General features: G+C 70.0%; 14 protein-coding genes. 12 read left to right on the plus strand and 2 right to left on the minus strand.

What is annotated here, in order from left to right; translation table 11 throughout:
- Window positions 1–32 precede the first annotated feature (32 nt).
- From AC21LY_RS13375 to AC21LY_RS13390, 4 genes are all read left to right on the plus strand, one after another.
- A complete protein-coding gene (locus tag AC21LY_RS13375) occupies window positions 33–1,010 on the plus strand; it encodes a protein phosphatase 2C domain-containing protein (protein ID WP_489046978.1) in 978 nt (325 codons plus the stop codon).
- A gap of 35 nt (window positions 1,011–1,045) precedes the next feature.
- Window positions 1,046–1,639, plus strand: a complete 594-nt coding sequence (locus AC21LY_RS13380) for a CD225/dispanin family protein (RefSeq protein WP_489046979.1) — start codon at window positions 1,046–1,048, stop codon at window positions 1,637–1,639.
- A 247-nt stretch (window positions 1,640–1,886) separates the two neighbouring features.
- A complete protein-coding gene (locus tag AC21LY_RS13385; protein ID WP_489046980.1) occupies window positions 1,887–2,378 on the plus strand; it encodes a hypothetical protein in 492 nt (163 codons plus the stop codon).
- A gap of 56 nt (window positions 2,379–2,434) precedes the next feature.
- Window positions 2,435–3,643: a DUF7373 family lipoprotein gene (locus tag AC21LY_RS13390; RefSeq protein WP_489046981.1), complete on the plus strand. Its 1,209-nt coding sequence runs from the start codon at window positions 2,435–2,437 to the stop codon at window positions 3,641–3,643.
- A 90-nt stretch (window positions 3,644–3,733) separates the two neighbouring features.
- Here the strand turns inward: AC21LY_RS13390 and AC21LY_RS13395 are convergent, their stop codons facing one another.
- Together AC21LY_RS13395 and AC21LY_RS13400 are read right to left on the minus strand one after the other, a co-directional pair.
- Window positions 3,734–4,114, minus strand: a complete 381-nt coding sequence (locus AC21LY_RS13395; protein ID WP_489047153.1) for a DUF4189 domain-containing protein — start codon at window positions 4,112–4,114, stop codon at window positions 3,734–3,736.
- A 56-nt stretch (window positions 4,115–4,170) separates the two neighbouring features.
- Window positions 4,171–4,956, minus strand: coding sequence for an SCO4651 family lipoprotein (locus tag AC21LY_RS13400; RefSeq protein ID WP_489046982.1), 786 nt, complete (start codon window positions 4,954–4,956; stop codon window positions 4,171–4,173).
- Window positions 4,957–5,231: 275 nt separating this feature from the next.
- On the opposite strand from AC21LY_RS13400, the gene sucC reads away from it, so the two are divergent.
- From sucC to AC21LY_RS13440, 8 genes are all read left to right on the plus strand, one after another.
- A complete protein-coding gene (sucC, locus tag AC21LY_RS13405; protein WP_489046983.1) occupies window positions 5,232–6,395 on the plus strand; it encodes an ADP-forming succinate--CoA ligase subunit beta in 1,164 nt (387 codons plus the stop codon).
- Window positions 6,396–6,411: 16 nt separating this feature from the next.
- Entirely contained in the window at window positions 6,412–7,314 is a 903-nt protein-coding gene (sucD, locus tag AC21LY_RS13410) for a succinate--CoA ligase subunit alpha (RefSeq protein ID WP_489046984.1), read from the plus strand.
- Between the two features lie 211 nt (window positions 7,315–7,525).
- Complete coding sequence (locus tag AC21LY_RS13415) at window positions 7,526–8,767, plus strand: DUF5336 domain-containing protein (RefSeq protein WP_489046985.1); 1,242 nt, start codon at window positions 7,526–7,528, stop codon at window positions 8,765–8,767.
- Between the two features lie 58 nt (window positions 8,768–8,825).
- Window positions 8,826–10,271, plus strand: coding sequence for a cell division protein PerM (locus AC21LY_RS13420; protein WP_489046986.1), 1,446 nt, complete (start codon window positions 8,826–8,828; stop codon window positions 10,269–10,271).
- Window positions 10,272–10,353: 82 nt separating this feature from the next.
- Entirely contained in the window at window positions 10,354–10,968 is a 615-nt protein-coding gene (gene purN, locus AC21LY_RS13425; RefSeq protein ID WP_489046987.1) for a phosphoribosylglycinamide formyltransferase, read from the plus strand.
- On the plus strand, window positions 10,965–12,512 hold the full coding sequence (gene purH / locus AC21LY_RS13430; RefSeq protein ID WP_489046988.1) for a bifunctional phosphoribosylaminoimidazolecarboxamide formyltransferase/IMP cyclohydrolase: 1,548 nt from the start codon (window positions 10,965–10,967) through the stop codon (window positions 12,510–12,512). Before purN ends, purH begins: the two co-directional genes overlap by 4 nt.
- 170 nt (window positions 12,513–12,682) lie before the next feature.
- Window positions 12,683–13,471: a class II aldolase/adducin family protein gene (locus AC21LY_RS13435; RefSeq protein WP_489047154.1), complete on the plus strand. Its 789-nt coding sequence runs from the start codon at window positions 12,683–12,685 to the stop codon at window positions 13,469–13,471.
- Window positions 13,472–13,686: 215 nt separating this feature from the next.
- Complete coding sequence (locus AC21LY_RS13440; RefSeq protein ID WP_489046989.1) at window positions 13,687–14,550, plus strand: DUF559 domain-containing protein; 864 nt, start codon at window positions 13,687–13,689, stop codon at window positions 14,548–14,550.
- Window positions 14,551–14,642: the final 92 nt, after the last annotated feature.

Genomic DNA, 14,642 nt, shown 5'->3' on the forward strand with positions numbered 1-14,642 from the left:
CCTGGACGGCGGCTCCGGCTCCGGGGCATGCGGTGGCGCCGAGCGCGCCGTCGCCGCTGGCGGGGGTCTCGCCCGGGGCCGTTTTCGGATCGCCCGCCGATGCCGTCGTCGGTGCCGCCGTGCGGGGCAGCGTGCGCATCGAGCAGGTCGTCGTCGGTGAGCCCGGGCCGAGCGCCGAGCCGCGGCCCACAGCGGAGCGCTTCCGCTCCGTCCCGTTCCGGCCGGACACCATAATCGACGGATGGTCCACGCGCGCCGCGACGGTGCGTGCGGCCTCGTTGCGCGGGCATCTGCACCGGTTCGACGGTGCGCCGCGGCAGGACGACGTGGCCGTCCACGCGGCACCGTCGGGACGCATCATCGCCGTGGTGGCGGACGGTGTCTCCGCCGCGCTCCACGCGCACATCGGAGCGTCGACGGCCACGACGGTGGCGGTGCAGTGGCTGCTGGCCTCGGCGCCGGAGGTCGGCGATCCGGTCGAGTGGCTCGACCTGGTGCGCGCGATCAGTTGGCAGATGGCGGAACGGGCGCGGGGGATTCTGGGGGACGAGATCGACGGCGAGCAGGTCGAGCGGTGCTTCGCGACCACCATGGTCGCCGCGGTCATCGATCCGCATCCCGACGGTGTCCTCCAGGTGCAGTCGATCGGGGTCGGGGATTCGAGCGCATGGATCCTGCGCGGCGGGGATTTCATTCCCCTGCTCGGAGGTAAGAACCAGGACGATGGCGCGATCGCGAGTTCCGCGGTCGTCGGGTTGCCGCGGACGCCGGCCGAGCTCGCGCCGGTCGACGCGGTGGTCTACCGCGACGACGTTCTGCTCCTGGGTTCCGACGGCGTGGGCGACCCCCTCGGCGCGGGACAGGGCGGCGTGGGCGATCTCCTGCGATCGGTCCTCGGCCCTCCGGTGCCGTCGTTGATCGAATTCGGCAATGCCGTCGACTTCTCCCGCGAGACCTTCGACGACGATCGCTCCCTTGTGGCCGTGTGGCCCACCGAGTCTCGTCGCTGACTGACGTTCAGACCTCAAGAAAGTGGTGTACTGAGATGAATCAGCCCAAGCCCTATCGCCCTAGCTACGGCGCCAACGCGCAGTCGGCCGCTCCGCAGCAGGCTGGTCAGCCGGCGCCGCAGCCGCAGCCCGCGTCCCCTGCGCCCCAGGCCTTTCCACCCGCGCCCGGCTACCAGGACCCTGCGGGGTACGGGCAGCCCGGTTACGCCGATCCCGCCGGTTACCCGCAGGCCGGTGGGTACGTGGATCCGAACGGATATCCGCCGGCGGGCGGTTACATCGATCCGAACGGGTATCCGCAGGCCGGCGGGTTCGCGCAGCCGGGCCCTGCCGCTCAGCCCGGCGGCCCGCAGATGCCCATCGCGCCAAGTGGAGCCCCGGGGAACGCCCTCCCGCCGCACAACTACATGGCGTTCGCGATCTGCACCGTCTTGCTCTGCGGCAACCCGGTCGGCATCTTCGCGGTGGTCAAGGCCGCCAACGTGAACAAGCTGTGGCAGCTCGGCCACGAGACCGAGGCGCGCGCCGCCGCGGAGAGCGCGAAGACGTGGTCGCTGATCGCCCTTGCCGCGGGACTGGCCTGGCTCCTGATCTGGATCTTCCTGTCCGTGCTCATCGGCGGGGCGTGAGGAGTTCGCCGCGCCGACGGATCGCTCCGCTCCTGCTGGCCGTGATGATGATCCCCGCGTGCACGACGGTGCTGCTCGGCACGGCGGTTCCCGATCCGAGTGCCGGACGACGCCGCGGCGAAGGGCGCGGTCGAGGACTTCCGGAAGTACGCCGGTGCAGATGCGGTGTCACTGCCGGGCCTGACCGATGCCGCCGTGATCGAGCGGAAGGTCAAAGGCAAGGGACTACTTTCCGGACCGGACGCTCGTGTGGGCGGTCGCCGCGGCGGGCAGTCATGTGATCGTCACGGCGGCGATGGCGAACGGCTTCGACGTGGCGAAGCCGCGCGACTACGTGACGAAGGCGGTGACGGCCCAGCAGAATCAGTTGAAGGGCTACGTCTCGCCCGGGGCGGCTGGTCTCACGTCGCTGCCCGCCGATCGGGATGGCATCGTCGCCCGCACCGTCGCGCCGGAAGTCGTTGCGGACGGTACATTCTTGTCCGACTTCGGTTTCCGGGAGCGCAGAGCCGAACTGGTGTGGGAGGCCGATCCGATCGAGACGGCGAAGAAGTTCGAGGAGCTGGGCGTCGACCTGGTGGGCGTGGGCCGCACTCGGGTCTATCGCACCGCGAACGAGGCGACGGCGGTGAGGTGGGCCGACCGGGCGAGCCGGGTGAGCGGACGCGGCCCGAACCGCCACAGCAAGGGCATGCCGGCCGGATGTCGTGCGGGTCGACGAGCATGTACGCCGCGATGACGTGGCGCGCATGACGGTCGCACGGGGCAGCGGAGTTCTCGAATGATGGAGGAACGATGATCGGACCGACCCGCCGACAGCCATATCGACCGAGGTACGGTCTCGTTCTGGTCCCGTCCTTGGTGGCGGCGCTGACCGTGGGGTGCGCGGTCGCAGTCCCAGGCGTACCCATCGCAGATCCCAGTGCGACACCGAGCCTGGCTACTGGGAACTTCACCACCGCTCCCCGCGACGTTTCGGTCGGCGTCGCTCAGCGGCGGGTGCTCGCCGGCAACGTGCTCGCAGACCACGTGGTGTTCCCATGGGACATCGATCCGGAACTGGTCGACGGGCGGTACTACGGTACCGTCCGAGCGCTGGTGAAGCCGAGCAATCTGACCGAGTTCGACCCGACTGTCACCGACGTCCTCGAGCAGCGCGGCATGGTCTACGGCTTCCTCACCAGCCGGCGGGGCGGCACCGGTGATGCGCGACGAGCGGTGATCATCGCGGTGCTCCGCATGCCCGACGACGGTGCGGCGCGCGGCGCGGTCGGTGACTACCTCGGCCGTACGCCGGTCGGCAGCCGGGTGGAGATCGACGGGGATACCGCTGCAGCGGCGGTTACGATCCCTGATGGGATTCTTCTCAGTATCGGCAGTGGACCGGCTGTGTACGGCATGACCGCAGTGGGTTCTCACGTTGTGCTCGTCGGGGTGTTGTCGGGCGACGGTGGGGTGCGTCGCGAGCTCATGAGCAAGGCACTTGCGGCTCAACGAGACCTCCTGCGCGGCGTGGAGTCACCGGGGCCGGCGGATCTGCCGGGGTTGCCGACGGACAAGGACGGGATCGTGCGGCACACCGTGGCACCGGAGCCGGTACCTGAAGGGACGTTCGAGTCGTACTTCGGTTTCCACGGGCGGCGCGCTCACCTGCACTGGGAATGGGAACCGGTTGAACTGGCGCAGCAGTACGCGTCCTTGGGCGTCGACCTGTTCGGCATCGGGCGCAACGTCGTCACTCGCGCGCGCGATCCGGAAGCGGCGGCGTCCTTGGCGCGGATAATCGCCGCGTTCCCGGATCGAAAGTTCAAGGACGTAAGGAGCTTCCATGTGGCCGGGCTCCCCGGCGCGCGGTGTGTGAGCTACCTGGACGACTTCGAGATACGGAAGAGTGACTGCGTTCTCGCGGTCGGGCGGTACGTCTCCGAGGTCTCCGAGACTCAGCAACAGGCGGCCGAGCAGGTCACAGCTGCGGCGTATCTGACTCTCAGGCAGGCGAAGTGAAGGATTGTTGTGCTGCGATCGTGCGGTGTCCGATAGCGGAAGGGGCGGCACCGTCGAAAACGGTACCGCCCCTGGGCTTCCTGGCTCGGATCAGAGGTGGCCGGAGGTGCAGACCCAGACCTTGATGTACCCGCCGCCGGCGAGGGAGGTCGCGCTGCGCTGCGCCGCGTAGAGCGAGCGGCCGGTGCCGCCCTGGAAGCGCGTGCGGGTCTCGGCGACGGCGCCGCAGCCGTTCACGAACGAGGCGAGGACCCGGCAGCTGCCCCAGCCACAGGAGTTGAGGGCGGCGCGCTCGGCGGCTGCCCGCGACGGGTAGTCCCAGGACCGGCCCGACGCGCCGTTGCTGGCGACGGCGATGGCGCCGTAGTTGAAGTCGGCCGCGTTGGCGGCGGGCGCCGCGGCGACCTGGATGCCTCCGGCGACGCTCGCGGTGGCGAGGGCGGCGACGAACGCCTTCTTGGTGAACGTCATCATGATGGATCTGCCTTTCGGGGAATGCGGGGGAGACGGGCTGGGGGAGTGCAGGATCAGCGCGGAAGGGCCTCGCCGGCTTCGGGCTTGTCGGTGGCCTCGATCGGCGTCACGGTCGGCTTGGTGACGGTGACCTTCTCGCCCCACTTCGAGAACGTGAGCGTGATGGTGCCCTCGGTGGAGGGCTTCACCTCGATGCGGACGAGCTGCTTGTCTCCGGAGTTCTGGACCCACAGGGTCGTCGGGACCGGCACGCTCTTGTCCGGGTCCACTCGCGAGCCGGAGATCGCCGCGATCTCGGTGGCGGGGACGGTGCCGGTGATCTTGGTGGTGGACTGGCCGTCGACGGTCTCGGTGCCGGCCGCCTTCGCTCCGGTGACCTTGGTGAGGATGTTCGGGATCCCCTTCTTCTCGTCGAAGAGCGCGGAGACGTCGTAGATCGAGGCGCCGTCGCCGTAGTCGACGTACTTGTCGCCGAGGATCGCGGCGTACATCTTCCCGTCGATGTAGGTGAACTTCCCCTCGGAGGTGCCGCCGATGTCGATCGTGGCGGTGCCGGTGGCCTGCGTGACGGGCTTGACCTGGAGGTCACCGTCGACCTTGGTGATGGGGAGGTTGGGCACCTTGCCCGCCACGGCGACCGTGAAGTGGGTGCTGGTGACCTTCGTGGCGGCGTCCGCGGCGGCGCGGAGCAGCGCCGGAGCGTCGACGTCGGAGGCGGTGGCCGACGGGGTGGTGTCGGAGGAGGTCTTCGACGATCCCTTGTCGGCGCAGCCGGTGAGGGTGACGGCCAGTGCCGTCGCCGCGGCGGCGGCGATGAGGACGGGGCGGGAAGGCTTCATCGGGGTGTTTCTCCATTCGCTTCGGGCTGCGGTAACCATCGCCGCCGACGCTTAACCTGTGCTTGCCATCGCCTGAATTCGGTCATAAGGGTGCGATACGCAGGGCGGATCGAAAGTTACCGGCGGGTAGGTTGCGTGGGTCGGATAACCGCAGGTCACGTGATATACGTCATTTGTCAAGGGTCCGCGTCATGGCGGAGCGCAGGAGGCATAGAGTCGACCTCGGACCCGTGATGAATGCGGGTGGACCGAGTAACCAGACAGATGGTGAGCTGATGGATCTCTTCGAATACCAAGCGAAGGAATTGTTCGTCAAGCACGGCGTGCCTACCTCGGCCGGCCGTGTCACGGACAATGTCGCCGACGCCCGCGCGATCGCCGAGGAAATCGGCAAGCCGGTGATGGTCAAGGCGCAGGTCAAGGTGGGTGGCCGCGGCAAGGCGGGCGGCGTGAAGTACTCCGCCGACGCCGATGCGGCACAGGCCAACGCCGAGGCCATCCTGGGCCTGGACATCAAGGGCCACGTCGTCAAGAAGCTGCTGGTCGCAGAGGCGAGTGACATCGCCGAGGAGTACTACATCTCCTTCCTGCTCGACCGCGCGAACCGCACCTACCTGGCCATGTGCTCGGTCGAGGGCGGCGTGGAGATCGAGGTCACCGCCGAGGAGAACCCGGACGCGCTGGCGAAGATCCCCGTCGACGCGACCAAGGGCGTCGACCTGGCCTTCGCGCGCGAGATCGCCGAGGCCGGCAAGCTGCCCGCCGAGGTGCTCGACGCCGCGGCCGTGACCATCCAGAAGCTGTGGGAGGTCTTCGTCGGCGAGGACGCCACCCTGGTCGAGGTCAACCCGCTCGTCCGCACCCCGGACGACCAGATCCTCGCGCTCGACGGCAAGGTCTCGCTGGACGAGAACGCCGACTTCCGCCACCCCGATCATGAGGCCTTCGCCGACGCCGGGTCCACCGACCCGCTCGAGCTCAAGGCCAAGGAGAACGACCTCAACTACGTCAAGCTCGACGGTCAGGTCGGCGTCATCGGCAACGGTGCGGGCCTGGTCATGTCGACGCTCGACGTGGTCGCCTACGCCGGTGAGAACCACGGTGGCGTCAAGCCCGCCAACTTCCTCGACATCGGCGGCGGCGCGTCCGCGGCCGTGATGGCCGCCGGCCTGGACGTCATCCTCGGTGACGATCAGGTCAAGAGCGTCTTCGTCAACGTCTTCGGTGGCATCACCGCGTGCGACGCGGTCGCCAACGGCATCGTCGGCGCCCTCGAGACCCTGGGCGACGCGGCCTCCAAGCCGCTCGTCGTACGCCTCGACGGCAACAAGGTCGAGGAGGGCCGGGCGATCCTGGCCGCCGCGAACCACCCGCTGGTGACGCTCGCGCAGACCATGGACGAAGGCGCCGACAAGGCCGCCGAGCTGGCGAACAATTAAGGGAGACAACGACAACATGGCTATCTTCCTGACCAAGGACAACAAGGTCATCGTCCAGGGCATCACCGGCGGCGAGGGCACCAAGCACACGGCGCTCATGCTCAAGGCGGGCACCAATGTCGTCGGCGGCGTCAACGCGCGCAAGGCGGGCACCACCGTCAAGCACGTCGACAAGGACGGCAACGAGATCGAGCTCCCCGTCTTCGGCTCCGTGGCCGAGGCCATGGAGAAGACCGGCGCCGACACCTCGATCGCGTTCGTGCCGCCGGCGTTCTCCAAGGACGCCATCGTCGAGGCCATCGACGCCGAGATCCCGCTCCTGGTGGTCATCACCGAGGGCATTCCCGTGCAGGACTCGGCGTACGCCTGGGCCTACAACGTGGAGAAGGGGCAGAAGACCCGCATCATCGGCCCGAACTGCCCCGGCATCATCACCCCGGGCGAGGCCCTCGTCGGCATCACCCCGGCCAACATCACGGGCACCGGCCCCGTCGGCCTCGTGTCGAAGTCGGGCACGCTGACTTACCAGATGATGTACGAGCTGCGTGACTTCGGTTTCTCGACCGCCATCGGCATCGGCGGCGACCCGGTGATCGGCACCACCCACATCGACGCCATCGAGGCCTTCGAGAAGGATCCGAACACCAAGCTCATCGTCATGATCGGCGAGATCGGCGGCGACGCCGAGGAGCGCGCCGCGGCGTACATCCAGGCCAACGTCACCAAGCCCGTCGTGGGCTACGTGGCCGGTTTCACCGCTCCCGAGGGCAAGACCATGGGCCACGCCGGCGCCATCGTCTCCGGCTCCTCGGGCACGGCCGCCGCGAAGAAGGAGGCCCTCGAGGCCGCCGGCGTCAAGGTGGGCAAGACCCCGTCCGAGACCGCCGCTCTCGCTCGCGAGATCCTGCAGTCGCTGTAAGACACCAGCACATTCGGTCCGCGACCCCGTCTCCCATCAGGGAGGCGGGGTCGTCCCGTATCCGGAGTGCGTGCGCCCGACGGCCCAGGCGCTCTTGGCTGTCGTGGATCATCACACTCACTGAGTCGAATCCTGTTGGTGTCGGAGTCGATGTATAGGGTGGTGGCGTACTGGCTCCATCGGAGCCGCGTCGACCTTCGGGGAGCAGAACATGACCTACTCAGGTGGAGGGTACGGACAGCAGCCGGGCCAGGGGGGCTACGGGCAACCGGACTACTCACAGCAGGGCTACGGCCAGCAGGGATTCGGCCAGCCGGGCCAGCAGGGCTACGGTCAGCCGGGCCAGCAGCCCGCGCAGCAGGGCGGTTACGGCCAGCCGGGGCAGCACGGCGGCTACGGGCAGCCCGCGCCCCAGGGGTCGCAGGGCTACGGCCAGCAGCCGGATCAGGCGCAGCCCGACTACTCGCAGCAGGGCTACGGCCAGCAGGGTTATGGTCAGGGTTACCCGCAGCAGGGATACGGCCAGGGCTACCCGCAGCAGGGGTACGGGCAGCAGGGCTACGGCGGCTACCAGCAGCAGGCGCCTGCCAAGCCGGCGAAGCCGCTGGACCTGGCGCTGGTGCTCTCCATCGCCACCGCCGCGCTCGGTGTGATCACCTTCCTGCTCGGCTTCCTGAACTTCTACGAGCGCACGGTGTCGGCCGGGTCGTTCTCGGCCAGCGCCTCGGCGTCGGGCCTGGAGAGCCCCACCCAGCCGCTCCTGGTGCTCTTCCTCGCGGCGGGTATCGCCGCCGGCCTGAGCCTGGTGTCGAAGGGCTCGACCGGCCGCACGCCGGCAGCCGCCCTCGCAGTCGCGGGCTTCATCGCCTTCGCGTTCGGCAGCTTCATCTGGGAGAACCAGGCCTACGGGTACTGGATCGCCCTGTTCTTCGCGCTGCTCACCGCGGCCGCCGCGGTCGTGCTGGTGCTCGTCGACGCCGGCATCGTGAAGAACCCGGCCGCCGTGGCCGCTGCCGCCGCCGCTGACGCCGAGGCGGCGTCCGCGTCCGCCGATGCCACCGCCACCGCAGCTCCGGCCGCCGGCGAGGCCGCACCGTCGAATCCCGCGGTCCCCGCCGCGGGCGCCGAGCAGCAGGCCGGCGCGCCCGCGCAGCAGGAGCAGCAGGCACCCCAGTCGCAGTCGCAGTCGCAGTGGCCCTCCTACGGCGGCTACCAGGCCCCGGCCCCGTCGAGCTACCAGGCGGCTACCCCGTCGACTCCGGCCGCCCCGGCCACCACGGGCTTCCAGACGCCGGGCGCACCGTCGAACCCGGGTGCCTCCGCGTCCGGCGACGAGGTGACCACCGCCTTCGGCCAGGCTTCGTCGCCCGCCACCCAGGCCTTCGGCGCCCCGTCGACTCCGCAGCACGCCACGCCTTCGAGCGAGGACGAGAACAAGCCGCAGGGGCAGTAGCTCTCGCTCGCGGCGCGCCTGAGCCGACATCGACCACCGCGATGTCACAGTAGTGAAGATGACTGTCTCAGCGCGCGCCGCCGGGCCGGGTCCCAGCGAGACCCGCCCGTTGTTCGTCATGGCCTTCGGGCCCTCGTTCGTGACCCTCGCGTCCACCCTCGTGGTGGCCGCTCTGGTCCTGGTGACCACGTCGACGGGCTTCGGCGCGATCGCCCCGACCGTCGCCGGGATCTGGCTGGCCGTGCACCAGGTGCCGGTCACCATCAGCGACATCACTCTCGGCGCCCTGCCCCTGCTGCCCACGATCGCGCTGGTCGTGGGGGTGGCCCGAGCCGCGCGCCGCGCCGGCGGCGAGGGGCGCGCGCTCGCGGACCTGCGCTCGGTGCTGCTGTGCGCCATCGCCGGGCCCGCCCTCTTCACCGCCATCGCGCTGGCCGTCGTCAACGACGCAGCCGGGCGGTACACCATCGGCACGCCGCCGCCGCTCACCGCCTTCCTCGGCACCGTCGCCGTGCACCTCGGGGCGGCCCTCGTCGGCCTCGCCCCCGCGTACTGGCGCGCCGTCGCCAGATTCCTGGGCGTCCCCACCTGGGTCGACGACGGTGCCCGCCTGGCCGGCCGGGCCCTGCTCGCGTTCGGCGCCGTGGGGCTCGCAATCGTGGTGGTCCGCCTCGTGATCCGGTGGGAGACCGTCGTCGAGCTGATCCGCTCCGGCAACGACGGGGTCGGCATGGTCTCCCTGGTCCTCCTGTCGTTGCTGTACCTGCCCAACGTGGTGATCGCGGCCGCGGCGCTGCCCCTCGGCGCGACCGTGGACGTCGGCCCGATCTCGATGAGCGTCTTCTCCGCGGTCCCCGGCCGCGCCCCCGGCGTGCCGATCCTCGCGGTCCTGCCCCAGGGACCGTCGCCCTGGTACCTGCTGCCGCTGCTCGCGGTTCCGGCCCTCGTGGCGGTCCAGGTGGGCCGACGGTGCGCCGCCCGCTCCCTGGACCTCGGGCCGACGGTGGCCGTCGTCGCCGCGACCGCCGTGCTCACCGCGACCGGCTTCGTCGCCGCGGCGTTCGTCGCCGGCGGCGAACTCGGCGGTTTCGGTCACGCCGGCGCCGACCTGCTCCAGGTCTTCGGTTTCACCCTCGGCTGGATCGGCCTCGTCGGGGTGCTCGCCGCGCTGGTGCTGCAGCAGGCGGGCGAGTCCCGCGCCGTGCGCGCCGCGCGCCGGGCCGAGGAGGAGGCACCGTCGGGCTACACCACGTACCCCGACGAGGCCGACGTGATCGACGACGGCGTGACCGTCGAGATCGAGCCGGCGCCGCGTGGCGAGCACGACGACCTGCCCGAACCCGAGGGCGATGCGGCGGACACCGGCGACTTCGACGCCGTCTCCGAGCAGCCGACCGAGGAGGTGCGGCCGGTCTCCCGGCAGGCCGTGGGACCCGCCGCCACGAAGCGGGAGCGCGACATAGCAGACATCGAGGAACTCGACAGCTACACCTTCGGGCAGTAGCCCCGGGGGGCGGCGCTAGGCTGATGCGCGTATCGCCCCCTGCCGAAAAGAGTGCATCCTGACCACGCCCAGTCCCACGGTCGTGCCGCCGTGCGCGCCCGCCCGGATCGTCGTGCTGGCATCCGGCACCGGTTCGCTGCTCGAGGCGCTGCTCGCGGCCTCGTCGGCTCCGGGGTACCCCGGAGCAGTGGTCGGCGTCGTCGCCGACCGGCCGTGCCGTGCGCTCGAGATCGCCGCGGGCGGGGGCGTCGCCTGCGCCGAGGTGCCGCTGAAGGCCTACGAAAGTCGCGCGGAGTGGGACGACGCGCTCACCGCCGCCGTCGCCGAGCTGGAGCCGCACCTGGTGGTCGCGGCCGGATTCATGAAGATCCTCGGCCCCGCGTTCCTCGGCGCATTCGGCGGTCGCGTGATCAACGCGCACCCCGCCCTGCTGCCCGCCTTCCCGGGCGCGCACGCCGTTCCCGCCGCCCTCGAGCACGGAGTCAAGCTCACCGGCTCCACCGTGCACCTCGTGGACGCGGGGCTCGACACCGGACCGATCCTCGCGCAGGAGGCGGTCGCGGTGCAGCCGGGGGACACCGAAGAGACCCTGCACGAACGGATCAAGGTCGTTGAGCGCCGGCTTCTGACAGAGGTCGTCGCGGCAGTCGCCCGCCAGGGCTATTCCGTGGATGGACGAAAGGTCACCATTTCATGAGCAGCAACATCCCGATCAAGCGCGCCCTGATCAGCGTGTACGACAAGTCGGGCCTGGTGGAGCTCGCCACCGGCCTGGCGCAGGCCGGCGTCGAGATCGTCTCGACCGGCTCGACCGCGCGGACCATCGCCGACGCCGGCGTCGCCGTGACCCGCGTCGAGGACGTCACCGGGTTCCCCGAGTGCCTCGACGGCCGGGTGAAGACGCTGCACCCGAAGATCCACGCCGGGATCCTCGCCGACACCCGCCTGCCCGAGCACCTTGAGCAGCTGCGCGAGCTGGACGTGAAGAAGTTCGAGCTCGTCGTGGTGAACCTGTATCCGTTCACCGAGACCGTCGCCTCCGGCGCGACCGAGGACGAGTGCATCGAGCAGATCGACATCGGCGGACCGTCGATGGTGCGCGCCGCCGCCAAGAACCACCCGTCGGTGACGGTCGTGGTCTCGCCCTCGGACTACGGCGACGTGATCGACAGCGCGCGGCGCGGCTTCTCGCTGGAGCAGCGCAAGGCGTTCGCCGCGACGGCCTTCCGGCACACCGCCGATTACGACGTGGCCGTGGCCTCGTACATGACGAACGTCGTGGCGCCCGAGCCCGACCAGACCTTCCCGTCGTGGATGGGCGGCACGTGGACGCGGGAGGCCGTGCTCCGCTACGGCGAGAACCCGCATCAGGGTGCGGCGCTGTACGTGGGCGGCGCGCGGGCCGGGCTGGCGCAGGCGCGGCAGCTGCACGGCAAGGAGATGAGCTACAACAACTACACCGACGGCGACGCGGCGTGGCGCGCCGCGTACGACTTCAACGAGCCGGCCGTCGCGATCATCAAGCACGCCAACCCCTGCGGCATCGCGATCGGCAAGGACGTGGCCCAGGCGCACCGCAAGGCGCACGCCTGCGATCCGGTCTCCGCGTACGGCGGCGTGATCGCCTCGAACCGCGAGGTCAGCCTGGAGATGGCGGAGCAGGTCTCGGAGATCTTCACCGAGGTGATCATCGCGCCCTCCTACGCCGACGGTGCGCTGGCGGTACTGCAGCGCAAGAAGAACATCCGGGTGCTGCTCGCCGAGCCGCCCGTGCTGAGCACCGAGATCAAGCAGATCACCGGCGGCCTGCTGGTGCAGCAGTCCGACGCGATCGACGCCGACGGCGACGACCCCGCTTCCTGGACCCTCGCCGCGGGAGAGCCCGCCGACGAGGCGACTCTGGCCGACCTCGAGTTCGCCTGGCGCGCGTGCCGGGCGGTGAAGTCGAACGCGATCCTGCTCGCCTCGCGCGGCGCGTCCGTGGGTGTGGGCATGGGGCAGGTCAACCGCGTCGACTCGGCGCAGCTGGCCGTGACCCGCGCCGGGGACAGGGTGCTGGGCTCGGTCGCCGCGTCCGACGCCTTCTTCCCGTTCCCCGACGGCCCGCAGATCCTCATCGACGCGGGCGTCAAGGCGATCGTGCAGCCGGGCGGATCCATCCGTGACAAGGAGGTCATCCAGGCCGCCGCGGAGGCCGGCGTGACGATGTACTTCACCGGAACTCGGCACTTCTTCCACTGATCCGTACCGCCTGACGGCGCGGTTCTCGCGAACTCGCCGTAGCGAGCGCCCCCGAAGGGAATCATGGTCCCTGAAGGGGCGTTCGCCGTCGAGCGCCCCGTCGACCCGAGCGCGACGATCGCGCGGACGCGAGGAGATGAAGGATGCAGGTGCCGCCCGAGATCCGACCGATGCTGGAGGCCGCCGTCGGGCCGATGCCCGAGGATGCGGACATGCCTCTGCCGCCGATGGGGCTGTCGGTGGAGGAGGAGCGCGAGCAGCGCAAGCGGGATCTGGCGGTGGCCTTCCGCGTCTTCGGCCGCCTCGGCTTCTCGGAGGGGGTCGCCGGGCACATCACCGCGCGCGACCCCGAGGACCAGGGGCTGTTCTGGGTGAACCCGTTCGGCATGAGCTTCAACCAGATCCGCGTCTCCGACCTGATCTGCGTGGACCACAACGGCGTCGTCGTGCACGGACGCCGGCCCGTGAACCGGGCGGCCTTCGTGATCCACGCCCAGGTGCACGAGGCCCGGCCCGATGCCGTCGCCGCTGCGCACGCGCATTCCGTCCACGGCAAGGCATTCTCGTCGCTGGGGATCCCGCTGGCGCCGCTCACGCAGGACGCCTGCGCCTTCTACGAGGACCACGGCATCTACGACGATTACACGGGCGTGGTCAACGAGACGATCGAGGGCAAGCGGGTGGCCGCGGCGATCGGCGACTACAAGGCCGCCATTCTCAAGAACCACGGCCTGATCACCGTGGGCGGCTCGGTGTCCTCGGCGGCGTGGTGGTTCGTCACCATGGAGCGCTCCTGCCAGGCGCAGCTCCTCGCGATGGCCGCGGGGCGGCCGCAGCCGATCGACCACGAGACGGCGCTGCTCACCCGCTCGCAGGTCGGCGGCGACATCGCCGGCTGGTTCCAGTTCCGCCCGCTGTGGGAGCAGACCGTCGCGAGTTCGCCGGACGTCTTCGACTGATCCGCAGCAGGTGCGGGCGCCGGCGCGCTGCGCATGATTTCGTTCGTCATCTTCGTGCCCGCCATGCGTCCCATGCATAGCCCGCCTGGCTCTGGAATGCGTCGCTCAGTCCGCCGGATCTGTGCGAGTGCGGTCGTTTTCCTGCGCTTCTCGTGGGAAACCGACCGCACTGGCGGCCGGTGGAACCGGCGGCCGGGCTGGTGCGTCCAATTGACATGTGGAGTGATGCGGCGGATGTCTTCGCGGAGCATGACGGGGTCGCCACCCTTGCGCAGCTCCGTGCCATCGGCGTGACGGGGCGGATGATCGCCTCCCGGTTGGCGACGAAGGAACTGCATCGAGCGGGCTGCGGAATCTATCGCTCCGCCTTTCATCCGCACTCGGATCGCGCCGGCGTCCGGATACCCGTCCTCGTCTCGGGCGGTGCGGCCGATCGGTGGACCGCGCTGTACTGGCACGGCCTGACCGATGTCGTCCCAGAGCGGGTGACCGCCACCGTGCCGGCGGGGCGCCGGGTGCGTCAGGCGACCGGCTATGCCCTCGATACCCGGCGGAGAGACCTTGACCCACTCGACGTGGACATCGTTGACGGACTTTCCGTCACCGCGAAGCCGCTCACCGTCCTCGAGGTGAGGAGTGCGCGTGAGATGGATCGCGCGCTGCAGACCGACGCGGTGACGGTGGAGGACATGGCGGCCGCGCTCGACCGGAATCCGCGTGCTCATGGAATGTCGGAGGCGCGGAAGATCTTCGATGTGGCGTGCGGAGATACGGAGTCCGAGGCAGAGCGGCTGTTCGCCGACATGCTGACCCTGCACGGGATCACCGGCTGGCACCCGCAGCTGGCATTCCGGGGCTATGCGATCGACTTCGCCTTCCCGGAGTTCAAACTCGCGGTGGAGATCAACGGCTGGGCCTTCCACCGCTCGCAGAAGCGGTGGATGAGCGATCAGAACAAGTCGAACGCCCTGACCGCAGCTGGGTGGTCCGTGCTGAACTACTCGTGGCACCACCTGACCGAGGACCCGGAGGCCGTGATCACCGCGGTCGCCGAGCTGATCGGGCAGCTGGCTGCGTGAGTGCGGTCGGTTTCCGACCAGAACCGCAGGAAACCGACCGCACTCCCCGCGGCATCGTTGAAATCATCCCCAACCCCGGGTTGGGGCGTCCA

The organism is Tsukamurella sp. II2bb (assembly GCF_057815145.1).

Excerpts from the sequence above, each read along its gene's own strand:
- AC21LY_RS13380 (WP_489046979.1), top strand. The coding sequence starts at position 1,046 with ATGAATCAGCCCAAGCCCTATCGCCCTAGCTACGGCGCCAACGCGCAG.
- AC21LY_RS13390 (WP_489046981.1), top strand. The coding sequence starts at position 2,435 with ATGATCGGACCGACCCGCCGACAGCCATATCGACCGAGGTACGGTCTC.
- AC21LY_RS13395 (WP_489047153.1), bottom strand. The coding sequence starts at position 4,114 with ATGACGTTCACCAAGAAGGCGTTCGTCGCCGCCCTCGCCACCGCGAGC.
- AC21LY_RS13400 (WP_489046982.1), bottom strand. The coding sequence starts at position 4,956 with ATGAAGCCTTCCCGCCCCGTCCTCATCGCCGCCGCCGCGGCGACGGCA.
- sucC (WP_489046983.1), top strand. The coding sequence starts at position 5,232 with ATGGATCTCTTCGAATACCAAGCGAAGGAATTGTTCGTCAAGCACGGC.
- sucD (WP_489046984.1), top strand. The coding sequence starts at position 6,412 with ATGGCTATCTTCCTGACCAAGGACAACAAGGTCATCGTCCAGGGCATC.
- AC21LY_RS13415 (WP_489046985.1), top strand. The coding sequence starts at position 7,526 with ATGACCTACTCAGGTGGAGGGTACGGACAGCAGCCGGGCCAGGGGGGC.
- AC21LY_RS13420 (WP_489046986.1), top strand. The coding sequence starts at position 8,826 with ATGACTGTCTCAGCGCGCGCCGCCGGGCCGGGTCCCAGCGAGACCCGC.
- purH (WP_489046988.1), top strand. The coding sequence starts at position 10,965 with ATGAGCAGCAACATCCCGATCAAGCGCGCCCTGATCAGCGTGTACGAC.
- AC21LY_RS13435 (WP_489047154.1), top strand. The coding sequence starts at position 12,683 with ATGCTGGAGGCCGCCGTCGGGCCGATGCCCGAGGATGCGGACATGCCT.
- AC21LY_RS13440 (WP_489046989.1), top strand. The coding sequence starts at position 13,687 with ATGTGGAGTGATGCGGCGGATGTCTTCGCGGAGCATGACGGGGTCGCC.